General features: G+C 68.4%; 15 protein-coding genes and 3 rRNA genes. 6 read left to right on the forward strand and 12 right to left on the reverse strand.

Annotated elements, in window-relative coordinates:
• Positions 1 to 5: 5 nt before the first annotated feature.
• The 7 genes from A4E84_RS15795 to mtnA all read right to left on the reverse strand — a co-directional run bounded on the left by A4E84_RS15795 (position 6) and on the right by mtnA (position 9210).
• Complete coding sequence (locus A4E84_RS15795; protein WP_062927200.1) at positions 6 to 752, reverse strand: response regulator; 747 nt, start codon at positions 750 to 752, stop codon at positions 6 to 8.
• Between the two features lie 205 nt (positions 753 to 957).
• Positions 958 to 1653 (reverse strand): ribosome hibernation-promoting factor, HPF/YfiA family, encoded by a 696-nt coding sequence (gene hpf, locus A4E84_RS15800; RefSeq protein WP_062927201.1) that lies wholly within the window; start codon positions 1651 to 1653, stop codon positions 958 to 960.
• 311 nt (positions 1654 to 1964) lie between these two features.
• Positions 1965 to 2888 (reverse strand): ComF family protein, encoded by a 924-nt coding sequence (locus tag A4E84_RS15805; protein WP_062927202.1) that lies wholly within the window; start codon positions 2886 to 2888, stop codon positions 1965 to 1967.
• Positions 2889 to 3183: 295 nt separating this feature from the next.
• Positions 3184 to 5013, reverse strand: coding sequence for an LpqB family beta-propeller domain-containing protein (locus A4E84_RS15810; protein ID WP_062927203.1), 1830 nt, complete (start codon positions 5011 to 5013; stop codon positions 3184 to 3186).
• On the reverse strand, positions 5003 to 7195 hold the full coding sequence (gene mtrB / locus A4E84_RS15815) for an MtrAB system histidine kinase MtrB (RefSeq protein ID WP_062927204.1): 2193 nt from the start codon (positions 7193 to 7195) through the stop codon (positions 5003 to 5005). Before mtrB ends, A4E84_RS15810 begins: the two co-directional genes overlap by 11 nt.
• 1 nt (position 7196) lies before the next feature.
• Positions 7197 to 7886, reverse strand: coding sequence for a two-component system response regulator MtrA (gene mtrA / locus A4E84_RS15820; protein WP_009188938.1), 690 nt, complete (start codon positions 7884 to 7886; stop codon positions 7197 to 7199).
• 175 nt (positions 7887 to 8061) lie between these two features.
• A complete protein-coding gene (mtnA, locus tag A4E84_RS15825; protein WP_062927205.1) occupies positions 8062 to 9210 on the reverse strand; it encodes an S-methyl-5-thioribose-1-phosphate isomerase in 1149 nt (382 codons plus the stop codon).
• Between the two features lie 140 nt (positions 9211 to 9350).
• Here mtnA and A4E84_RS15830 point away from each other — a divergent pair, with 140 nt between their 5' ends.
• Genes A4E84_RS15830 through A4E84_RS15850 form a run of 5 tightly spaced genes read left to right on the forward strand, consistent with a single transcriptional unit; the run spans position 9351 to position 14976 of the window.
• Positions 9351 to 10706 (forward strand): glycerophosphoryl diester phosphodiesterase membrane domain-containing protein, encoded by a 1356-nt coding sequence (locus tag A4E84_RS15830; RefSeq protein WP_062927206.1) that lies wholly within the window; start codon positions 9351 to 9353, stop codon positions 10704 to 10706.
• A gap of 4 nt (positions 10707 to 10710) precedes the next feature.
• Entirely contained in the window at positions 10711 to 11478 is a 768-nt protein-coding gene (locus A4E84_RS15835) for a DUF4129 domain-containing protein (RefSeq protein ID WP_062927207.1), read from the forward strand.
• The gene (locus tag A4E84_RS15840; RefSeq protein WP_062927208.1) at positions 11475 to 12677 is read left to right on the forward strand and encodes a DUF4350 domain-containing protein; all 1203 of its coding nucleotides are present in this window, start codon (positions 11475 to 11477) and stop codon (positions 12675 to 12677) included. The genes A4E84_RS15835 and A4E84_RS15840 overlap by 4 nt, the downstream gene beginning before the upstream one ends.
• On the forward strand, positions 12677 to 13666 hold the full coding sequence (locus A4E84_RS15845; protein WP_107308327.1) for an AAA family ATPase: 990 nt from the start codon (positions 12677 to 12679) through the stop codon (positions 13664 to 13666). Before A4E84_RS15840 ends, A4E84_RS15845 begins: the two co-directional genes overlap by 1 nt.
• Positions 13666 to 14976, forward strand: coding sequence for a DUF58 domain-containing protein (locus tag A4E84_RS15850; protein WP_062927210.1), 1311 nt, complete (start codon positions 13666 to 13668; stop codon positions 14974 to 14976). The genes A4E84_RS15845 and A4E84_RS15850 overlap by 1 nt, the downstream gene beginning before the upstream one ends.
• Positions 14977 to 15052: 76 nt before the next feature.
• On the opposite strand, the gene rrf is transcribed toward A4E84_RS15850, so the two are convergent.
• From rrf to A4E84_RS15875, 4 genes are all read right to left on the reverse strand, one after another.
• Positions 15053 to 15169, reverse strand: a 5S ribosomal RNA gene (gene rrf / locus A4E84_RS15855).
• A gap of 95 nt (positions 15170 to 15264) precedes the next feature.
• A 23S ribosomal RNA gene (locus A4E84_RS15860) occupies positions 15265 to 18384 on the reverse strand.
• 305 nt (positions 18385 to 18689) lie between these two features.
• A 16S ribosomal RNA gene (locus A4E84_RS15865) occupies positions 18690 to 20215 on the reverse strand.
• The 16S, 23S and 5S rRNA genes sit together here, the layout of an rRNA operon.
• Positions 20216 to 20795: 580 nt before the next feature.
• Entirely contained in the window at positions 20796 to 21803 is a 1008-nt protein-coding gene (locus tag A4E84_RS15875; protein WP_062927211.1) for a stage II sporulation protein M, read from the reverse strand.
• A 128-nt stretch (positions 21804 to 21931) separates the two neighbouring features.
• Here A4E84_RS15875 and A4E84_RS15880 point away from each other — a divergent pair, with 128 nt between their 5' ends.
• Positions 21932 to 22978, forward strand: coding sequence for an RDD family protein (locus tag A4E84_RS15880; protein WP_062927212.1), 1047 nt, complete (start codon positions 21932 to 21934; stop codon positions 22976 to 22978).
• 38 nt (positions 22979 to 23016) lie between these two features.
• Here A4E84_RS15880 and A4E84_RS15885 read toward each other — a convergent pair whose 3' ends face one another.
• A complete protein-coding gene (locus A4E84_RS15885; RefSeq protein ID WP_062927213.1) occupies positions 23017 to 23631 on the reverse strand; it encodes a hypothetical protein in 615 nt (204 codons plus the stop codon).
• Between the last annotated feature and the right edge of the window lie 23 nt (positions 23632 to 23654).

A 23654-nucleotide genomic window follows, 5' to 3' on the forward strand; every position in this document is an offset into this window, starting at 1 on the left:
GCGTCCTAGCGGATCTCGAGGATCTTCTCCCGCATCGCGTACACCACCGCTTCCATCCTGGAGTGCAGTTGCAGCTTCTCCAGGATGTTGCGGACGTGGTTCTTCACGGTGTTCTCGGAGATGAACAACTCCTTGGCGATGTCACGGTTGTTCATTCCCGTCGCGACGAGCTTGAGCACTTCCAGTTCGCGGTCGGTCAGGCGCGGCGCGGGCACCAGTCGGCGTTCGTCCGTGCGCTGGATCATCGACTTGAACTCGGTGAGCAGTTTCGACGCCATGGACGGGCTGATCTGCGACTGCCCGTCGGCCACCGCGCGAATGGCGGTGGCCACCTCGTCCGTGGAGATCTCCTTCAGCAGATAGCCGGTCGCTCCCGCCTTGATGGCGTCGTAGAGATCGGCTTCCTCGTCGCTGATCGTCAGCATGATGATCTTCGCGCTGGGTGCCACCTCCTTGATGGAGGTGCACGCCTCGATCCCGCCCCGCTTGGGCATCCGCACGTCCATCAGGACGATGTCGGGCAGCAGGTCGGCGGCCTTCTCCACGGCCTCGGCGCCGTCGCCCGCCTCCCCGATGACCTGGATGTCCTCCTCGGCCGCGAGCACGATCTCCAGGCCCCGGCGGAACAAGGCGTGGTCGTCCACCACAAGGACTCTGATCGGTTCCTTGCGTGGAGTCCCCGAGTCCGGGCCCATGCCGACGACGCCGTCGTTGGCATCCCCGTCACGCATCGGTCCGAAGCTGTCCGCCATCGTTCCTCCCCCTGAAGGCTGTGGCCTGAGGTCCTGAGCCATCGCCAACCCAGAGCAACGACCCACCGGTTGGGCCGTGGCCACCATGATTTCATGCCCGGACGGCACCGGGGTGCCGGAGCGGGGCGCGAAGTGGTCGCACGGGGGTGCCCCTGGGGGCGCACACGCGCTCCAGGGGCACCTGTTCCGCTGTCGGCCGGCACGGTCAGCCGCCGAGCGCACCGCCCGCGTCGGGGGCGTGCGCCTGGGTGACCATCGTGTCCGTGCTGAGGTGGATCACACCGTAGTCATAGGCGTGCCGTCGGTAGACGACACTCGGTTCCTTGGTCTCGGAGTCGACGAACAGGTAGAAGTCGTGCCCGACCAGCTCCATCTCGTAGAGAGCCTGGTCGAGGGTCATGGGGGCTGCGACGTGGGTCTTCTCGCGGACGACGATGGGGCCGTCACCCTGAACTTCCAGCGAGCCGATCTTCTTCGTGGGTACGGCCTCGGGCTCCTCCTCGGGAGCCGGCACCAGGCCGTTTCCGTTGAGCGTCGCCACGCCCGGGACGTGGTCGGCGACCTCGGCGGCCGGGATCCGGCGCGCGCCACGGCGCGAGTACCGCTTGTCGTGCTGCCTGCGCAGCCGGGCTTCCAGCTTTTCCGCCGCCAGGTCGAGCGCCGCGTACGGATCGCTCGCCGCTGCCTCCGCCCGGATCACCGGGCCGCGGGAGCGGAGCGTGATCTCCACTCGGTCACAGCGGTCGGCCTGCCGGGGGTTGGGCTCCTTGGACACCTCGACGTCGAGGCTGATCACCTTGCCATCGAGCTTCTGGATCTTCTCCAGCTTCAGCTTCTCGGCCACGTGCTTCCGGAACCGCTCGGGCACCTCGGTCTTGCGGCCCTTGACGACGATGTCCACGCAGAACTCCGTTCCCGGATCGCTCCGCTGCGGTGCGGAGCGTCTCCCTTTTGCACCAGGCTCCGGTGAGTCCCGGAACCTCGGACTCGGTGACTTCCACCTCCTCCCCCGCGAGCGAGATCTCCACTCCACCGGCGCGAGTGATGAAGAAGAACTCGCAGCACGGCATTCGGATTCGAGAGGTGTGGCCTGCGGCTTTCCCTCTCAACCGAACATATCTCGCCTGGACGGATGTCGTCACCCTCTACTGCGGCGTACCTCCGTTCAGGTGAATAGGCCCTCTCGTTACCTGCAACGACACAAGATCTCAGTCAGTTCCGGTTTATTTCGAAAGAATCCGGTGTTGCCGCGACGACTGCAGCGCACACCACCTCGACGACTCCGCCGACGTTGCCCGCGCCCGCGTTCACCTGCCGGGCGGGCCGCCGGCCCGTCCTCTCTCGCGTTGATCCGACGTTCTGTTCCTCTCTGCTTTCCCACGTCTCTCCCGCATACACGGCCGAAGTCCATGAGGCGTTCGGAATCGGCCCCGTCACCCCGAAAGCGGTTCGCCGCCCGCCCGAGGCCGCCCGCACGGCACGCGCGGCCTCCGCCAGGGAGGCACCGGTGGTCATCACGTCGTCGACGAGGACGACCGGTCCTCCCGAGAGCAGCCGGGCGCCGCCTGGAGCCACTGCCAGCGCGCCCGCGAGATTGTCCAGCCGCTGCCGTGAGTTGAGCCCCGACTGGTCGGCCACGGCCCGGCGCTGCCGCAGCACGCCGGCCACCCGGGCCGGAAGCCCCCTTCGCCGCAGCTCACCCGCTGCCGCGAGCGCGATCCGCCGCGCCGGGTCATGCCCCCGGGCCCGCACGGCCCGCCGCCCGGACGGCACCGGCACAAGCAGCGCAGGAGCCCTGCTGCCCGGGGGCCGGGCCCCTTCGGCCCGCGCCGGAGCCCGGGCGTCCCTGAGCCCCGCCTGTACAGCTTCCGCCAGCGCCACTCCGAGCGGTCCGGCGAGCGCCAGGGCGCCCCGTTCCTTGTGGGCCAGCAGCGTCGCCCGGACCTCGTCCGCGTACCGGGCCGCCGCGTGCACCGCGGGCAGCCCGGGCGGCTCCGGCACCGGCCTCGCCCGCCGCACCGCACTTCCGCCCAGCACCGCACGGCACCGGGCGCACAGCACCGTACGAGGCACCCCGCAGCCTCCGCACTCGCCCGGCAGCACCAGGTCGGTCAGGTCCTGCCACCACCCCCGCATGGCCACCACTGTGCCCCTGCGGGCCCGGACCGGCCACCCCTGTGGACAACCGTGGGCGACCGCCTGTGGACAACTTCCCGCCCCCGCCACCGGCTCGTCCCCACACGAGTGACGCCCCGCAGCGCCGCAGAAGACCACAAGCCGGAGGCGACGAGCACCAGCCCCGCCCACGCCTGAACACCGGCGGCCGACGCCCCCTGAACGCCGGCGGCCGCTCCTGCCGAGTCCGGCCTCGGCAGGAGCGGCCGCTCATGCCCGGCACCGCGGCCACACCTGCCGCCGGGGCGTTCACAGCTCAGCCCGGATAGACCGGCGCCGTCCCCTCCGTCACCTTCTGCCACTGCTCGCCCGACGGCAGGCGGACGATGCCGTCCACCGAGTACGCCACCAGCGGCAGCTGGTCGTCCTGGGCGGCGGTGACCTCCTTGACGCCGGTCAGAGCGGCGGGCGCCGGCACGTCCGGCGTGGAGCCGTCGACCTGGACGTATCGCATCTGCTCGACGCCCCCGTGCTCGCGCCCGACCACCACGAGCCGGCTGTCCCCGGCCCACGACATGGTGGTGACCTCCTCCAACTCCGGCGTCGCGGAGCGCAGTTCCACCACCCTGACGGCCGGCTTCTCACCCGGCTTCTCGTCCCGCTCGATCAGCCCGATGAGCAGGGTCTTCTTGCCGCCCTTCTCCACCACGAGCGCGATCCGCACCCCGTCGGCGGCGACCCGCACGGACTGGACCCGCCCGTCCAGGTGCGGCACGCGCACCTCCACCGGATCGCCCTTGCCCTCCTCGAAGAGGAGCAGCCGGGGACGGTCGGGGTCGCGGTCGGCCACCCACAGGCCGTCGTCCGCGTCCCAGCTGGGAGGCGTCAGCCGGTCCTTCTCGGACCGGCCCTGGCTGCGCAGCACCGGCTCGCCCAGCGAACCGCCCGAGACGAGCGAGCCCACGTACAGCGACCGGCCGTCGAGGCTGACGCCGGCCGCGGTGTGCTCGTCACGGGACACCGCCACCGACCGCAGCGCCGTGTCACCCTCGCCGAGGGCCCCCGGCGCCGGATCGGGCTCGTTGCCGCTGCTGCCCGCGGCGATCCGTACGAGCCGGTGCTTGCCGTCGACGAAGTACAGGTAGTCGGGGTGCCGCGCCGAGCTGCGGGAGGCCGTCGAATCGGCCCCCTCCTGCGTGAGCGAGCACAGCTCCGCCCCTCCGGCCCGCAGCTCGACCTCGTCCACCGCGGGGCTGAGGTTGCGCAGCGTGAAGAGCATCTGGGCGGCCATCTCCTCGCACCGGTTCGTGCCGATACCCGCGGCCTTGTCGTTGAGCGGGACCGTCAGCTTGCTCCGGTCGTCCGGCGTCAGCGCGCCGGCGTTCTTCGCCAGCGCCGTACCAGTGGGAAAGCTCGATCTGACCACAGGTCCGAGCCACCGCGTGGGCCCGCTGAGCAGGGAACTCACTATCTGCGTCATGGGCTCCACGCGCCGGCGCACGTAGATGGGGTCGGCGACCGCCGTGGGCCGTGACTTCGATCCGGCCGCATCGGTGTTCGAGGCGAAGTAGTACTTGCCGACCGACATGTAGTTGCGCTGGAAGTCCGACTCGCCGATGACGACGCCCTGCGGCAGCGCGTCGATCCGCCACTGCCGCTTGTCGTCCTGCGTCAGGTGCACGCTCCTGCCGTACGCCCCGGTCGCGGGCGCGTACGCCTGCTGGGCATCGACGGTGGCGACCTTGGTGCCGGTCAGCATGTACGAGATCTCGCCGGTGGCCTCCCCGCCGCCGCCGGGCTCGGGCTTGGCACCCGGCCCGTCCGTCAGCACCGTGGCGGACGCCTCGGGCCGCCACGTCTTCGCGGCGTCGCCGGTCAGGTACTGCCGTGCGGTCTTGTACCGCGGATCGTCGCTGGTGAGCGCCTCCAGGAAGCCCTGCACGATCTCCGAGGGCGACGCGTCCTCCCCCGGCGGCACGGCGAACACCTGCACCTGGGTCTCCTGGCGCGGTGTGGACTCCACGCCCCGCAGATCCCCGCTGTCCGGCATCGAGGCACACCCCGCCAGCACCAGAACGCCACCGGCGGCGTACGCCATCACGCGCGCGGGCCTGCGCCGGCCGCGCCCCTCGCGGTCAGCGCCCACGAGATGCCTCCCCTTGCCTGTCCACGTCCCCGGGCCCGGTCGCCCGGCTGCCCGTTCCCGCGGAGTGGTCGTCCTCGTCCCGGGGCCCGTTCACGACCGGATCCCGTCCGGCCCGGCCCTCGGCACCACCTTCGCGCCCGGCCCTCTCCGGGCGAACCGCGCCGTCGCCGGGAGCCCGCTGCTCCGCCCCCGCCGATTCGTCCTGCCGGCGCGTGCCCGAGGCAGGCCTGGGCACCACACGTGAACCATTGCCGGGCAGCGCCGTCGGATCGGCCGTAGGGGCGCTCCGCGGCGGTATCGGGTCCCGCTTCGCCCCTTGCGACACCGGCCCGCTCACCGGCTGCGCCGGCACGGTCGCCCGCTTCTCACCGTCCCCGCCGCCGCACGGCAGACCGGCGTCGTCGAGACCGCGGTTGCGCCGGGAGTCCTTGGGCTCCAGCGGTATCGGGGAGCCCCGCAGCGGCTCGTCGGCGGTCCTGGGCAGCGTCAGCCGGAACTGCGAACCGCCGCCCGGCTCGCCCCAGGCCTGCAGCCAGCCGCCGTGCAGCCGCGCGTCCTCCAGGGCGATGGACAGCCCCAGTCCCGTACCACCCGTGGTACGCGCGCGTGCCGGGTCGGCCCGCCAGAAGCGGCTGAACACACGGGTCGCCTCGCCCGGCTTGAGCCCGACGCCGTAGTCCCGCACCGCCACGGCGACCGCACCGCCCGCAGCGGCGAGCTTGACGACGACGTCCTGACCCTCGCCGTGCTCGACGGCGTTGACCACGAGGTTGCGCAGCACCCGCTCCACGCGCCGGGCGTCGGCCTCGGCGACGACGGGTTGCTGGTCGCCGAGGATGCGGATCCGCGTGCCCTTGCGCTCCGCGAGCGGCTCGGCCCCGCTGACCACTCGCCGTACGACGTCCCTGAGGTCTATCGGCTCCGCCTCCAGCGCCGCGGCGCCCGCGTCGAACCGGCTGATCTCCAGCAGGTCCGCGAGCAGCGACTCGAACCGGTCCAGCTGATCGGCGAGCAGCTCCGCCGACCGCGCGGTGATCGGGTCGAAGTCCACCCGCGCCTCGTGGATGACGTCCGCGGCCATCCGTACGGTCGTCAGCGGCGTCCGCAGCTCGTGCGACACGTCCGACACGAACCGGCGTTGCATCCGCGACAGGTCCTCCAGCTGGCTGATCTTCAGCTGGAGGTTCTGCGCCATCTTGTTGAAGGCCTCGCCGAGCCGCGCGATGTCGTCCTCGCCGGTGACCTTCATACGCTCCTGGAGCCGCCCGGCCGACAGCCGCTCGGCGATCCCCGCCGCCATCCGCACCGGCGTGACGACCTGCCGCACGACGAGCCAGGCGATGGCCCCCAGCAGCACGACGACGAACAGCCCGGCGGTCGCCAGCGTGCCCTTGACCAGGCTCAGCGACTTCTCCTCCTGGGTGAGCGGGAAGAGGTAGTACAGCTGGTACGGGTCGCCGTTGGGGTCGTCCACCTGCTGGCCGATGACCAGCCCCGGCTGGGAGTCCTTGGTCGGGTTGTTGTAGGTGATGCGGGTGTAGCTCTGCGCGGCCGTCGTACTGTGGCCGATCCGCTCACGCAGGTCAGCGGGCACGCTCCGGTTCCAGTCCACCTCACCGGAGGCACGCTGCCCGCGGCCGCCCGCCCCGTCCGCGTCGGTGGCCGGGAGCGTCACGACGTCGAAGGCGCCCTGGCCGCCGCTGGACAGCGAGGAGACGAGGTCGCTCATCCACGGGGTGACGTTCTGCGCGGGACGCCCGACCGACGTGGTGCCGTCGTCGCCGGTGCCGCTCGCCGCGTCGTCGGCTCGCTGTTTGGCCACCGCGAACCCGCCCGTGGCCTGGCTCTGGGACGCCTTCACCTTGGCGTCCAGCAGGCCGTTGCGCACCTGCCCGATGACGACGAAGCCCAGCAGCAGCACCACGCCCAGCGACATCAGCAGCGTCGTGACGACGACCTTGAGCTGGATGTTGCGCCGCCACAGCCGCATGACGGGCAGCAAGGGCCGGCGCACCCACCGCATGAACAGGCGGATGACCGGGCTGCCCTGGACTCCGCCCTGGAGCAGCAGCCCGCTCTCCAGGAACCGTCCCCAGCGGGAGCCGGGCTTCTTCCGCCCGACAGGCCGCTCCGGGCGGGCCCCGGACCGGCCGGGCGCCGAAGCGGCACTGTCGCCGGACATGTCAGCTCGGCCCTGCCTTGTATCCGACACCACGGACGGTCACCACGATCTCCGGCTTCTCCGGGTCCTTCTCGACCTTGGAGCGCAGCCGCTGCACATGGACGTTGACCAGCCGCGTGTCCGCCGCGTGCCGGTAGCCCCAGACCTGCTCCAGCAGCACCTCGCGCGTGAACACCTGCCACGGCTTGCGCGCGAGCGCGACCAGCAGGTCGAACTCCAGCGGCGTCAGCGCGATCGACTGCCCGTCCCGCTTCACGGAGTGCCCCGCCACATCGATGACCAGGTCACCGATGGCGAGCTGCTCCGGAGCGGGCTCCTCCGACCTCCGCAGCCGCGCCCGGATCCGGGCCACCAGCTCCTTCGGCTTGAACGGCTTCACGATGTAGTCGTCGGCGCCCGACTCCAGGCCGACGACGACGTCGACCGTGTCGCTCTTCGCCGTCAGCATCACGATCGGCACACCCGACTCCGCCCTGATCAGGCGGCACACCTCGATGCCGTCACGGCCGGGCAGCATCAGATCGAGCAGCACCAGGTCGGGCTTGGCCTCACGGAACGCGGCCAGCGCCTTGTCACCGTCGGCCACGAACGACGGCTCGAAACCCTCACCACGCAGCACGATGCCGAGCATCTCGGCCAGTGCGGTGTCGTCGTCGACGACAAGGACTCGTCCCTTCATAAACGACATCATCCCATTCTCATAACGGTGGCGAAGGCAGTGGTGAGGTAGGTCACCGGCCAGTGACCATAGTCGCAGCAAGCGCTACTGTCTGCCCTCGCCGGCCCGTAGATGATCTCCAGCAGGGCTGAGACGCGAGGATGCCGGAGCCCGCCGCCGCCCCGGGCACCCCGCGCAGCGCCCCAGCTCAGCCCGCCGCCACCCGGCGTGACCGCGCACACATCTCGGCGAGTGCCTCTGACGTCACAGGCGAAACAGCACCCTCCTCCGTGACGATCGCCGTCACCAGCTCGGCCGGAGTCACGTCGAACGCCGGGTTGTACGCCTGCGTCCCCAGCGGCGCCACCGGAATTCCACCCCCCGCCTCCGCACCGACCACCGGCACCTGCGGCGCCGTCACCTCGGTCACCTCGTGCCCGGGACGCTGCTCCACCTCGACGGACGCCCCGTCCGCCGTGTCCAGATCCACCGTCGTCACCGGCGCCACCACGATGAACGGCACATGGTGGTACCGCGCCAGCACCGCCAGCGGATAGCTCCCGACCTTGTTCGCCACCGAACCGTCCGCCGTGATGCGGTCCGCCCCGATCAGCACCGCGTCCACCTCCCCCGCGGCGAACAGCGACCCCGCCGCGTTGTCGGTGAGCAGCGTGTACGCCATCCCGCTGCGAGCCGCCTCGTACGCCGTCAGGCGAGCGCCCTGCAGCAGCGGCCGCGTCTCGTCCACCCACAGCCGCCGCAGCCGACCCGTGCGGTGCGCCGCGAGCGCCACGGCGAACGCCGTCCCCTCTCCGCCCGACACCAGCGAACCGGTGTTGCAGTGGGTGAGAATCCGGTGCCCGCCACCGGGCAGCAACTCGTCCAGCAGCGCCAGCCCGTGCTCGGCCATCCGCCCACTGGCCTCGGCGTCCTCCCGGTGCAGCTGCCGCGCCGCGGCCAGCGCCGCCGCGGCCGCCTGCCGGACGTCCCCGCCCTTGGCAAGCGCCGCCTCGTGCGCCGACTGGGCCCGTCGCACACCCACGGCCAGGTTCACCGCCGTCGGCCGGGCACCCGCCAGCGCGGCCGCCGCCTCGTCCACGTCGAAGCCCCGCACGGCGGCGAGCGCGACGCCGTAGGCCCCCGCGATGCCGAGCAGCGGCGCCCCACGCACCGCCAGCGAGCGGATCGCCTCCACCAGTGCGGATGCGTCCGTACAGACCAGTTCGACCTCCTCGGCCGGCAGCCTCGTCTGGTCCAGCAGGACCAGAACCGGGCCTTCCGGTGGCTCTTCCCAGCGGATCGCCGGGATCTCGGTCGGCCGTTTGTCATCGCCGCTGTGCGCGTACTGATCAGCCATGTCGTCAGTCTGCCCCCTTTCGAGCGGACAATTGAAGGTACGCAGCCCATACCGCGGCCGGTCACTCCAAGACCACCCCATGGCACGATGGCTGCCAACCTGCCGCCGCGACCGCGGACGGGCACCGTGAAGGAGCGACGATGAACGACACTCCGGGCTGGGCCTCGCCCGGATCCGCCCCGTCCGACGGGCAGAAGCCGGACCAGTCCGGCCCTGCCGAGCCCACCGACCGCCCCGCCCCCGCACAGCCCGCGGACCAGCCGGCCCAGCCCGGCCAGGCCCCGCAGGGCCCCGGCGGCCCGCAGTGGTCCAAGGAGCAGCCGCCACCGGCTCAGTGGTCCGCCCCCAGCGGCCCGGCCGCCCCGGGCCAGGCGCCCCCGCCCCCCCCCCCCGGCCCGGGCTGGGGCAATCAGCCCCCCGGCGGCTACGGCCCCGCAGGCCACGGCGGATACGGCGCGCCCGGAACTCACGGCGGCTGGGGAAGCGGCTGGGGCGGCCCCCCGCCCGCCGCCAAGCCCGGCATCATCCCGCTCCGCCCGCTCGGCGTGGGCGAGATCCTCGACGGCGCGGTCTCCACCATGCGCACCTACTGGCGCACGGTCCTGGGCATCTCCCTGACCGTCGCCGTCCTCACCGAGCTCATCGTCGTCCTGTTCCAGGGCCTCGTCCTGAACGACTCCAGCACCGAAGCCCTCAACGACCCCAGCGCCACCCTCAGCGAACTGAGCCGCGCCATGGGCGACGCCATGCTCAACTCCAGCGTCGTCTTCGTGATCTCCCTGGTCGGCACCGTCATCGCGACCGCCCTGCTCACCACCGTCACCAGCCGCGCCGTACTCGGCAAGTCGGTGACCATCGGCGAGGCCTGGCGCGACGGGCGCCCCCAGGTCCTCAAACTGTTCGGCCTCATCTGCGTGCTGCTGCTCATCACCGTCGGCGTCGTCACCGTGGGAGCCCTGCCCGGCCTCCTCGTGACCATCGCCGGGAGCAACGGTCCAGGCGTCGCCCTCACCGTCCTCGGCATCATCGGCGCCGGCATCGTCGCCCTGTGGCTGGCCATCCGCTTCTCCCTCGCCTCTCCCGCCCTCATGCTGGAGAAGCAGGGCATCAAGAAGGCCATGAGCCGCTCCGCGAAGCTCGTCCAGGGCACCTGGTGGCGGATCTTCGGCATCCAGCTGCTCGCCGCGCTCATCGCGAGCGTCGTCGCCTCGATCATCGTCATCCCCTTCACCCTCCTCGCCGCGGCCCTCAGCGGCGACGGCCTCACCGGCTGGCTCAGCACCGGTGTCGGAAGCCTCGGCTGGACGTTCCTCATCATCAGCGGCATCGGCTCGGTGATCGGCTCCATGATCACGTTCCCGATCACGGCCGGCGTCACCGTGCTCCTCTACATCGACCAGCGCATCCGCCGCGAGGCCCTCGACCTCGAACTGGCCCGCGCCGCCGGCGTCCAGGGCTACGGCTCCACCGCCCCCGGCGCCACCCCGGGGAGCTGATGCGGTGAGCCGGGCGGGGGAACTTCTCACAACGGCGCTGCCACGCGCCGGCATACGGACGCTGCTGAGCGCCGGCGACAGCTCCCTGCTGTCGCCGGCCCGCTCCGCCGACGAGCCGCCCCTCACCACCCCGCGCGACCCTGCGCGCGAGGCGGCCCGGCGCGAGCTGTCCAAGCGCATGTACCACGAGAACGACCCCAGCCTGTTCCAGCGCGCCCTCGACGCCTTCTGGGACTGGCTCGGCAAACTCTTCAACGCCGCCTCGACCGCCACCCCCGGCGGCACACTCGGCCTGATCGTCATCATCCTGGCCGTCATCGCCGTCCTCGCCGCCCTGTGGTGGCGCCTGGGCGCCCCGCACCGCCAACCCACCTCGTCCGCAACCTTGTTCGACGACCGCCCCCGCAGTGCCGCAGACCACCGCGCCACCGCCGAGGCACACGCCGCCCAGGGCCACTGGAACCAGGCCGTCCAGGAACGCATGCGCGCCCTCGTCCGCGCCCTGGAGGAACGCGCCCTCCTCGACGTCCGCCCCGGCCGCACCGCCGACGAGGCCGCAGCCGAAGCCGGCCGGGCCCTGCCCGCCCACACCGACCGACTGCGCACAGCCGCCCGCGACTTCGACGACGTCACATACGGCGGCCGCTCGGCGACCGAACAGTCGTACCACCGCATCGCGGAACTCGACCGCGACCTGGAACGCACCAAGCCCCAGCTCGCGACGAGCAGCGCCACCACGGCCCCCAACACCCGCCAGGGAGCCGCCGAATGACCACCGAGGCCACCCTCACGTCCACCTCGGCCTCGCCCACCGCCCGCCAGGTGTGGACCCGCGCGCGCGGTATCGCACTCGCCCTCGTGGTACTCCTCGCGGGAGCCGTCGCCATCGCCGTCATCCGCTCCGATGCCCGCCACGGCGAACTCGACCCGCGCTCCGCCGACCCGGGCGGCAGCCGCGCCATCGCCGAACTCCTCGCCGACCGGGGCGTGGACACCCGCGTGGTCACCACCCTGGACGAGGCAGCCACCGCGGCCGGCCCGGACACGACCCTCCTGGTCGCCACCCCCGACCTGCTGACCCCCACTCAGCAGACCCGGCTCCACAACGCGTTCGCCGACTCCCGCGGCCGCACCGTCCTGGTCGCCTCCGGCAGCGCCTCCATCGAACGACTCGCCCCCGGCGTCACCGCCGACCCCGCCACCAGCCTCGACTCGACGCTCTCCCCCGACTGCGCCCTGCCCGCCGCCCAGCGCGCCGGCACCGCCGACACGGGCGGCGTCCGCTACACCACCACTCACCTCGGCGCCGACGCGTGCTACCCCAGCGAACGCCTGGCCACCCTGCTGCGCATCCCGGACGGCACAGGGGACGGCGACACCATCGCCCTGGGCGCGCCCGACATCCTCCTCAACGACCACCTCGACGAGCAGGGCAACGCCTCGCTCGCCCTCCAACTCCTCGGCTCCCGCCCCCATCTGGTCTGGTACCTCCCCTCCCTCTCCGACGCGTCGGCCACCAACCCCGACGACGAACGCAGCTTCTTCGACCTGCTCCCCTCGGGCTGGCTCTGGGGCACCCTGCAGCTCTTCATCGCCGCGGCCCTGGCCGCCCTCTGGAGGGCACGCCGGCTCGGCCCCCTCGTGCCCGAAAAACTCCCCGTCGCGATCCGCGCCTCCGAAACCGCCGAAGGCCGCGCCCGCCTCTACCGCAAGACCGACGCCCGCGACCGCGCGGCCGACGCTCTTCGCTCCACCACCCGCACCCGCCTCGCCCCCCTCATAGGCGTCCCCGTCACCCAGGCGCACACGCCCGAGGCCCTGCTCCCCGCCCTGTCCGCCCACCTCCACGGCGACGGCAACGGCCAGGACCAGCAATCCCTCCTCTTCGGACCACCGCCCAGCGACGACGCAGCACTCATCGCACTCGCCGACCGACTCGACGCCCTCGAAAGAGAGGTACGCCGTCCATGATGGACCCGACCACTGACAACGCCGGGCAGACCGGGGACCCGGGCACCGCCCGCGACGCCCTGGAGGCCCTGCGCGCCGAGATCGCCAAGGCCGTGGTCGGCCAGGACCCCGCCGTCACCGGCCTCGTCGTCGCCCTGCTCTGCCGCGGCCACGTCCTCCTCGAAGGCGTCCCCGGCGTCGCCAAGACCCTCCTGGTCCGCGCCCTCGCCTCCGCCCTCGAACTCGACACCAAGCGCGTCCAGTTCACCCCCGACCTCATGCCGAGCGACGTGACCGGCTCCCTGGTCTACGACACCCGCAGCGCCGAGTTCTCCTTCCAGCCCGGCCCCGTCTTCACCAACCTCCTCCTCGCCGACGAGATCAACCGCACGCCCCCCAAGACCCAGTCGTCCCTCCTCGAAGCCATGGAGGAACGCCAGGTCACCGTCGACGGCACCCCCCGCCCCCTGCCCGACCCGTTCCTGGTCGCAGCGACCCAGAACCCGGTCGAGTACGAGGGCACCTACCCCCTCCCGGAAGCCCAGCTGGACCGCTTCCTCCTCAAACTCACCATCCCCCTCCCCTCCCGCCAGGACGAGATCGACGTCCTCACCCGCCACGCCGAGGGCTTCAACCCCCGCGACCTCAAGGCCGCCGGCGTACGCCCGGTGGCGGGCCCGGCCGACCTGGAAGCGGCCCGAGCCGCCGTCGCCAAGACGACGATCTCCCCGGAGATCACCGCCTACGTCGTCGATCTCTGCCGCGCGACCCGCGAGTCGCCCTCCCTCACCCTCGGCGTCTCCCCCCGAGGCGCCACGGCCCTCCTGGCCACCGCCCGCGCCTGGGCCTGGCTGACCGGCCGCGACTACGTCATCCCCGACGACGTGAAAGCCCTCGCCCTCCCCACCCTCCGCCACCGCGTGCAACTCCGCCCGGAGGCCGAAATGGAAGGCGTGACGGCCGACTCCGTCATCAACGCGATCCTCGCCCACGTCCCCGTCCCCCGCTGATGGCACTCACCGGACGCACCGCCCTCCTCGCGGCCCTGGGTTCCCTCCCCGTCGGTATCTGGGAGCCCAGCTGGACGGGCATCCTCGCGGTCAACGCCCCCTTGGCCGTGGCCTGCGCCTGCGACTTCGCGCTGGCCGCCCCCGTACGCCGACTCGGCCTGACCCGCTCGGGTGACACCTCCGTACGCCTCGGCGACACGGCAGACGTGACCCTGACCATCACCAATCCGTCCCGCCGCCCCCTCCGCGCCCGACTCCGCGACGCCTGGCCCCCCAGCAGCTGGCAGCCCGGCACGGAGACAACGGCCTCCCGCCACCGCCTCACGGTCCCCCCGGGCGAACGCCGCCGCGTGACCACCCGTCTCCGTCCCACCCGCCGCGGCGACCGCCAGGCCGACCGCGTCACCATCCGCTCTTACGGCCCCCTAGGCCTCTTCTCCCGCCAGGGCACCCACCGGGCCCCCTGGACGGTCCGCGTCCTGCCGCCGTTCACCAGCCGCAAGCACCTCCCCTCCAAACTGGCCCGCCTCCGCGAACTGGACGGCCGCACCAGCGTCCTCACCCGCGGCGAGGGCACGGAGTTCGACAGCCTGCGCGAGTACGTTCCCGGTGACGACACCCGCTCCATCGACTGGCGCGCCACAGCCCGCCGGACCACCGTCGCCGTACGCACCTGGCGCCCCGAGCGAGATCGCCACATCCTCTTGGTCCTCGACACCGGCCGTACCTCGGCCGGCCGCGTGGGTGACGCACCACGCCTCGACGCCTCCATGGACGCGGCCCTCCTCCTCGCGGCGCTCGCCTCCCGCGCCGGCGACCGTGTGGACCTTCTCGCGTACGACCGCAAGGTCCGCGCCCTCGTTCAGGGCCGCACGGCAGGCGATGTCCTTCCCGCCCTGGTCAACACCATGGCCATGCTGGAACCGGAGCTCGTCGAAACGGACGCCCGAGGCCTCACGGCGACCACTCTCCGTACGTCTCCCCGCCGCTCCCTGATCGTCCTGCTCACCACGCTGGACGCCGCCCCCATCGAAGAGGGCCTGCTTCCGGTCCTCACTCAGCTCACCCAGCGGCACACTGTCCTGCTGGCGTCGGTGGCAGACCCGCACATCACTGAAATGGCCACAGCCCGCGGCAATGCCGACGCCGTCTACGAGGCCGCAGCAGCAGCCCAGGCCCAGTCAGAACGTCACCGCACAGCAGAACAACTCCGCCGCCACGGTGTCACGGTCGTCGACGCCACCCCGGACAACCTGGCGCCGGCGCTGGCGGACGCGTACCTGGCATTGAAGACGGCCGGACGGTTGTAAAACAACGAGCCCCCGAAAGGGGGCCCAAACGCAGAAAACCCCCGCATCCGAAGATGCGGGGGTTTCCCTAAGAATTGTTCGGCGGCGTCCTACTCTCCCACAGGGTCCCCCCTGCAGTACCATCGGCGCTGTAAGGCTTAGCTTCCGGGTTCGGAATGTAACCGGGCGTTTCCCCTACGCTATAACCACCGAAACACTATGAAACTGTCGAACCATGCCACACCATACCGTGACCATGGCATGGGGCTGTTCGTGGTTTCAGAACCAACACAGTGGACGCGAGCAACTGAGGACAAGCCCTCGGCCTATTAGTACCGGTCAACTCCACACGTTACCGTGCTTCCATATCCGGCCTATCAACCCAGTCGTCTACTGGGAGCCTTACCCTCTCAAGGAGGTGGGAATACTCATCTCGAAGCAGGCTTCCCGCTTAGATGCTTTCAGCGGTTATCCCTCCCGAACGTAGCCAACCAGCCATGCCCTTGGCAGGACAACTGGCACACCAGAGGTTCGTCCGTCCCGGTCCTCTCGTACTAGGGACAGCCCTTCTCAATATTCCTACGCGCACAGCGGATAGGGACCGAACTGTCTCACGACGTTCTAAACCCAGCTCGCGTACCGCTTTAATGGGCGAACAGCCCAACCCTTGGGACCGACTCCAGCCCCAGGATGCGACGAGCCGACATCGAGGTGCCAAACCATCCCGTCGATATGGACTCTTGGGGAAGATCAGCCTGTTATCCCCGGGGTACCTTTTATCCGTTGAGCGACGGCGCTTCCACAAGCCACCGCCGGATCACTAGTCCCGACTTTCGTCCCTGCTCGACCCGTCGGTCTCACAGTCAAGCTCCCTTGTGCACTTACACTCAACACCTGATTGCCAACCAGGCTGAGGGAACCTTTGGGCGCCTCCGTTACTCTTTAGGAGGCAACCGCCCCAGTTAAACTACCCATCAGACACTGTCCCTGATCCGGATCACGGACCCAGGTTAGACATCCAGCACGACCAGACTGGTATTTCAACGACGACTCCCCCTGAACTGGCGTCCAGAGTTCACAGTCTCCCAGCTATCCTACACAAGCCGAACCGAACACCAATATCAAACTGTAGTAAAGGTCCCGGGGTCTTTCCGTCCTGCTGCGCGAAACGAGCATCTTTACTCGTAGTGCAATTTCACCGGGCCTATGGTTGAGACAGTCGAGAAGTCGTTACGCCATTCGTGCAGGTCGGAACTTACCCGACAAGGAATTTCGCTACCTTAGGATGGTTATAGTTACCACCGCCGTTTACTGGCGCTTAAGTTCTCAGCTTCGCCCAGACGAATCTGAGCTAACCGGTCCCCTTAACGTTCCAGCACCGGGCAGGCGTCAGTCCGTATACATCGCCTTACGGCTTCGCACGGACCTGTGTTTTTAGTAAACAGTCGCTTCTCGCTGGTCTCTGCGGCCACCCCCAGCTCACCGTGTAAAACGGATCACCAGACGTGGCCCCCCTTCTCCCGAAGTTACGGGGGCATTTTGCCGAGTTCCTTAACCATAGTTCACCCGAACGCCTCGGTATTCTCTACCTGACCACCTGAGTCGGTTTAGGGTACGGGCCGCCATGAAACTCGCTAGAGGCTTTTCTCGACAGCATAGGATCATCCACTTCACCACAATCGGCTCGGCATCAGGTCTCAGCCTCATGTGATCCGGATTTACCTGGATCACGGCCTACACCCTTACCCCGGGACAACCACCGCCCGGGATGGACTACCTTCCTGCGTCACCCCATCACTCACCTACTAACCGCTTGGTTCAGCGGCTCCACCACTTTCCTTTCCCCGAAGGGTCCGGAACGGCTTCACGGCCTTAGCATCACGATGCTCGATGTTTGACGCTTCACAGCGGGTACCGGAATATCAACCGGTTATCCATCGACTACGCCTGTCGGCCTCGCCTTAGGTCCCGACTTACCCTGGGCAGATCAGCTTGACCCAGGAACCCTTAGTCAGTCGGCGCACACGTTTCTCACGTGTGTATCGCTACTCATGCCTGCATTCTCACTCGTGAACCGTCCACAACTACCTTCCGGTGCTGCTTCACCCGGCACACGACGCTCCCCTACCCATCCACACAGGCGTTGGCCCTATTGTGTGAATGACACGACTTCGGCGGTACGCTTGAGCCCCGCTACATTGTCGGCGCGGAATCACTAGACCAGTGAGCTATTACGCACTCTTTCAAGGGTGGCTGCTTCTAAGCCAACCTCCTGGTTGTCTCTGCGACTCCACATCCTTTCCCACTTAGCGTACGCTTAGGGGCCTTAGTCGATGCTCTGGGCTGTTTCCCTCTCGACCATGGAGCTTATCCCCCACAGTCTCACTGCCGCGCTCTCACTTACCGGCATTCGGAGTTTGGCTAAGGTCAGTAACCCGGTAGGGCCCATCGCCTATCCAGTGCTCTACCTCCGGCAAGAAACACACGACGCTGCACCTAAATGCATTTCGGGGAGAACCAGCTATCACGGAGTTTGATTGGCCTTTCACCCCTAACCACAGGTCATCCCCCAGGTTTTCAACCCTGGTGGGTTCGGTCCTCCACGAAGTCTTACCTCCGCTTCAACCTGCCCATGGCTAGATCACTCCGCTTCGGGTCTTGAGCGTGCTACTGAAACGCCCTATTCGGACTCGCTTTCGCTACGGCTTCCCCACACGGGTTAACCTCGCAACACACCGCAAACTCGCAGGCTCATTCTTCAAAAGGCACGCAGTCACGAGATGGAAGCAAGCTTCCATCCGACGCTCCCACGGCTTGTAGGCACACGGTTTCAGGTACTATTTCACTCCGCTCCCGCGGTACTTTTCACCATTCCCTCACGGTACTATCCGCTATCGGTCACCAGGGAATATTTAGGCTTAGCGGGTGGTCCCGCCAGATTCACACGGGATTTCTCGGGCCCCGTGCTACTTGGGTGTCTCTCAAACGAGCCGCTGATGTTTCGACTACGGGGGTCTTACCCTCTACGCCGGACCTTTCGCATGTCCTTCGCCTACATCAACGGTTTCTGACTCGTCCTGTTGCCGGCAGACAACAGAAGAGAGATCCCACAACCCCGCATACGCAACCCCTGCCGGGTCTCACACGTATACGGTTTAGCCTCATCCGGTTTCGCTCGCCACTACTCCCGGAATCACGGTTGTTTTCTCTTCCTGCGGGTACTGAGATGTTTCACTTCCCCGCGTTCCCTCCACACTGCCTATGTGTTCAGCAGCGGGTGACAGCCCATGACGACTGCCGGGTTTCCCCATTCGGAAACCCCCGGATCAAAGCCTGGTTGACGACTCCCCGGGGACTATCGTGGCCTCCCACGTCCTTCATCGGTTCCTGGTGCCAAGGCATCCACCGTGCGCCCTTAAAAACTTGGCCACAGATGCTCGCGTCCACTGTGCAGTTCTCAAACAACGACCAGCCACCCATCACCCCGCCCTCACAGGCGAGTTCACTGGGGCCGGCGACTGAGGAAGTTCATTCCCTCAGACACCCAACAGCGTGCCCGACACACTCCCCGCTCCCCTCGACGTTCCACGCTCCGAAGAGCAGTACTAGAAGGAGAAGACGATCAAGTGTGCCGAATAGTCAACGTTCCACCCATGAGCAACCAGCATCAGACATTCGCCGATGTACTGGCCTCTGACCTCACCCCGAAGGGATCGGTAAGAAGTGCTCCTTAGAAAGGAGGTGATCCAGCCGCACCTTCCGGTACGGCTACCTTGTTACGACTTCGTCCCAATCGCCAGTCCCACCTTCGACAGCTCCCTCCCACAAGGGGTTGGGCCACCGGCTTCGGGTGTTACCGACTTTCGTGACGTGACGGGCGGTGTGTACAAGGCCCGGGAACGTATTCACCGCAGCAATGCTGATCTGCGATTACTAGCAACTCCGACTTCATGGGGTCGAGTTGCAGACCCCAATCCGAACTGAGACCGGCTTTTTGAGATTCGCTCCACCTCGCGGTATCGCAGCTCATTGTACCGGCCATTGTAGCACGTGTGCAGCCCAAGACATAAGGGGCATGATGACTTGACGTCGTCCCCACCTTCCTCCGAGTTGACCCCGGCGGTCTCCTGTGAGTCCCCATCACCCCGAAGGGCATGCTGGCAACACAGAACAAGGGTTGCGCTCGTTGCGGGACTTAACCCAACATCTCACGACACGAGCTGACGACAGCCATGCACCACCTGTACACCGACCACAAGGGGGGCACTATCTCTAATGCTTTCCGGTGTATGTCAAGCCTTGGTAAGGTTCTTCGCGTTGCGTCGAATTAAGCCACATGCTCCGCTGCTTGTGCGGGCCCCCGTCAATTCCTTTGAGTTTTAGCCTTGCGGCCGTACTCCCCAGGCGGGGAACTTAATGCGTTAGCTGCGGCACCGACGACGTGGAATGTCGCCAACACCTAGTTCCCACCGTTTACGGCGTGGACTACCAGGGTATCTAATCCTGTTCGCTCCCCACGCTTTCGCTCCTCAGCGTCAGTAATGGCCCAGAGATCCGCCTTCGCCACCGGTGTTCCTCCTGATATCTGCGCATTTCACCGCTACACCAGGAATTCCGATCTCCCCTACCACACTCTAGCTAGCCCGTATCGAATGCAGACCCGGGGTTAAGCCCCGGGCTTTCACACCCGACGTGACAAGCCGCCTACGAGCTCTTTACGCCCAATAATTCCGGACAACGCTCGCGCCCTACGTATTACCGCGGCTGCTGGCACGTAGTTAGCCGGCGCTTCTTCTGCAGGTACCGTCACTTTCGCTTCTTCCCTGCTGAAAGAGGTTTACAACCCGAAGGCCGTCATCCCTCACGCGGCGTCGCTGCATCAGGCTTTCGCCCATTGTGCAATATTCCCCACTGCTGCCTCCCGTAGGAGTCTGGGCCGTGTCTCAGTCCCAGTGTGGCCGGTCGCCCTCTCAGGCCGGCTACCCGTCGTCGCCTTGGTGAGCCATTACCTCACCAACAAGCTGATAGGCCGCGGGCTCATCCTTCACCGCCGGAGCTTTTAACCTCCACCCAGGAGGATGGAAGTGTTATCCGGTATTAGACCCCGTTTCCAGGGCTTGTCCCAGAGTGAAGGGCAGATTGCCCACGTGTTACTCACCCGTTCGCCACTAATCCCCACCGAAGTGGTTCATCGTTCGACTTGCATGTGTTAAGCACGCCGCCAGCGTTCGTCCTGAGCCAGGATCAAACTCTCCGTGAATGTTTTCCCGTAATCGGGATGAACACCACGAGAGCGGAACAGTCAGGCGGAATAGGCCCGACCGTTCACAGCGTCCTCGCTGTGTTTTCTTCAAAGGAACCTCGCCCCAGCCGTTATGGCCGGAGACGGGGTATCAACATATCTGGCGTTGACTTTTGGCACGCTGTTGAGTTCTCAAGGAACGGTCGCTTCCTTTGTACTCACCCTCTCGGGCTTTCCTCCGGGCGCTTCCCTTCGGTCTTGCGTTTCCGACTCTATCAGATCTTTCCGATCCGATTTCCTCGGTGCTTTCCAGGTTCCCGCTTCCGCGTTTCCCTTTCCGGCGGTTCCGACTTTATCAGAAGTTTCAGACCGGATTGACCGGCCGCTCATTTCCGATTCATCGGGAGAGGCTTCAATGAAATCAGCGTTTCAAGAAGCAGGTAGATGTTCACTGTGGCTGGTCCGGGGCTAGAGCCCATCTCCAGGCAACTGTTCAAATCTACCTCCCCACACTCGCCGTGTCAACGGCTCCTGTGGGGCGAAGAGGAGACTAGCAGCTGAACAGAGGTGGTCGCACATCCGCCGGTGGGCGGGACGATCAGGCTGCTGTGGGGACGGTCGCGCTGCGTTCCGCTGCCTCGACGTCACCTGTCTCTCCAGCACGGGCGGCACGGCTGCCCAGGACGTAGACGTAGGTCAGGAAGGCCACCTCGGCGGCGACCCCGATGGCTATGCGGGCCCAGGTGGGGAGGCCGGACGGGGTGACGAAGCCTTCGATGGCGCCGGAGACGAAGAGGACGAGGGCCAGACCGATGGCCATGCCTATGGCGGCTCGGCCTTCTTCCGCGAGCGCCGTCCGCCGTGTCCGAGGGCCGGGGTCGATGAGCGTCCAGCCCAGACGCAGGCCGGTGCCGGCCGCGACGAAGACCGCGGTCAGTTCGAGGAGGCCGTGCGGGAGGACCAGGCCCAGGAAGGTGTCGAGGCGGCCGGCCGAGGACATCAGGCCGATGCCGATGCCGAGGTTGAGCATGTTCTGGAAGAGGATCCAGAGGACCGGGAGTCCCAGGAAGACCCCGAGGATGAGACACAGGGCAGCGGCCCAGGCGTTGTTCGTCCAGACCTGGGCGGCGAAGCTCGCCGCCGGGTGGCTGGAGTAGTACGTCTCGTACTGGCCGCCGGGGCGGGTCAGCTCGCGGAGTTCGCTGGGGGCCGCGATGGAGGCCTGCACTTCGGGGTGGGTACCGATCCACCAGCCCAGGAGGGCCGCGACGGCCGTCGACAGGAGCGCGGTGGGCACCCACCAGTGGCGCGACGTGTAGACGGCGGCCGGGAAACCGTGAGCCAGGAAGCGTGTGACATCGCGCCAGGAGGCGCGTCGGGTGCCTGTCACGGCACTACGCGCGCGTGCCACGAGCTGGCTGAGCCGGCCGGTCAGCTGGGGGTCGGGGGCGCTGGACTGGATCAGGGAGAGGTGCGTCGCCGTGCGCTGGTAGAGGGTGACGAGTTCGTCGGCTTCGGTGCCGTTGAGGCGGCGCTGGCGGCGGAGCAAGGCTTCGAGGCGGTCCCACTCCGCTCGGTGGGCGGAGACGAAGACGTCGAGGTCCATGGGGGTGCCTGCTCCTCGGCTGGTCGTCGGAGGCTCGTCGTGGATCAGCTTGTCGTACTACGGTGCGATGCGCCCTCAGCTTGGCAGACTGGCCCTGTCGGGGGCAGGGCAGGGGAAGGACGGCAGGCGTGAGTGAGCTGGTGACGGGCGAGGCTGTGACGTTGGAGCTGCGCCCCGCGAGGCTGCCCAGCAGGGCGCTGGCCGTACTGCTCGATCTGGTGGCGGCCATGGCGGTCTATGTCGCGGTGACCATCGCGCTGGTCGTTTCCACGGCGTCGCTCGACGAGGCGGCGCAGACGGCGCTGTCGATCGCCACGTTCGTTCTCGTGCTGGTGGGCGCGCCGATCGCGGTGGAGACGCTCAGTCACGGGCGGTCGCTCGGAAAGATGGCGTGCGGGCTGCGGGTGGTGCGGGACGACGGGGGTCCGATCCGGTTCCGGCATGCGCTGGTGAGGGGCTTGATCGGCGTGATCGAGATCCTCATGACCTTGGGGACCGTCGCCTGCATCGCCTCGTTCGTGTCGGCGCGCGGGCGGCGGCTGGGGGATGTTTTCGCGGGGACGCTCGTCGTGCGGGAGCGGATTCCGGTCACGCGGACCGGTTTCGTGCCGCCTCCTCCGCCCTGGCTGGCGGGGCGGTTCTCGGCGCTCGATCTGTCCGCGGTGCCCGACGGGTTGTGGCTCGCCGTCCGGCAGTACCTGACGCGCATGCAGCAGCTGGATCCACAGGTGGGCTGGTCGATGGCGGACCGGCTGGCGTCGGATCTCGCCGAGCGGACGGGCGCTCCGGTGCCGCAGGGTGTGCCGCCGGCGGCGTATCTGGCTGCTGTCGTGCAGGAACGGCAGGCGCGGGAGGCCCGGCGGGCCTTCGGGAACGATGCGGCCCAGGCGACCGCATCCGCATCCGCTTCGGCCCAGGCGACCGCATCCGCTCCGGCTCCGGCTCCGGCTCCGGCTCCGGCTCCGGCTCCGGCGACGAACGGCGCGGTGGGTACGGGCGAGACTCCGGCAGCGGGCAACGCACAGGCTGTGGGCTCGGCACCGGCTGCCTCTGCGCGGCCGGTCGGGGCACCCGAGGTGGTGTCCGAGCCGTCCGACGCGGGGTGGCGGCCCGCGGAGTCACCGGGGGCTTCGGCGGGCGAGCGGCCCGGCACCGGGTTCGTGCCGCCGGGGTAGTGGAGGGCGGCGCAGTCCGGCCGGGCTCCGCTGCCTGCTCAGGTGAACACCGACGGTGGTGACTCCAGGTCTTCGAGCTCGATGCCGGGGGCCGCGAGCACCACGTCCCCGGTGATGTGCACGGTGTGCTGTTCGCCCGTATCCAGGGCTGTGACCTGGTATTCGTCCACGGTCAGGGGGCCGTTGTCAGTGGCGTGTGCTTCGCTTTTCAGCAAGGCCCAGGACTGGTCGACGGTGCGCGGGGCGAGGACCGGGTCCGTGAAGGCGACGAGGCGTACGCGGGTGGCGGTCGCGGAGGGGGTGAGGCGCAGGAGTCGGGCGGTGGCGACGAGGAATGCCGGGGACGTGCCGGTGAAGGCGTGGGCGCGCACATTGCCTTCGGTGGCCTCGGTCCCGGTGGGATCGGTGCGGACCCAGGTCACTCCGTCGAGGGCGGCGCCGCGGACCTGCCAGGCGGCGGCGTGGAGCTCAAGGCGGAGGGGACGGCCCAGTTCGTCGAGGGTGAGGTCGACGGAGCCGTGGTGATCGCCGGCGGGGGTGGTCAGCTGGGAGACGTAGCGCCAGCCGGAGGGGCCGGGGGCGCACTGGAAGTGCTCGTCTGCGAGGAGGGTGTGATCGTGCGGATCGTGGAGCGAATATCGGCCGCGGGGCATGGGGGTCCTGGGTCTTGACGGGC

It is taken from the genome of Streptomyces qaidamensis (assembly GCF_001611795.1).
Taxonomy (GTDB): Bacteria; Actinomycetota; Actinomycetes; order Streptomycetales; family Streptomycetaceae; genus Streptomyces; species Streptomyces qaidamensis.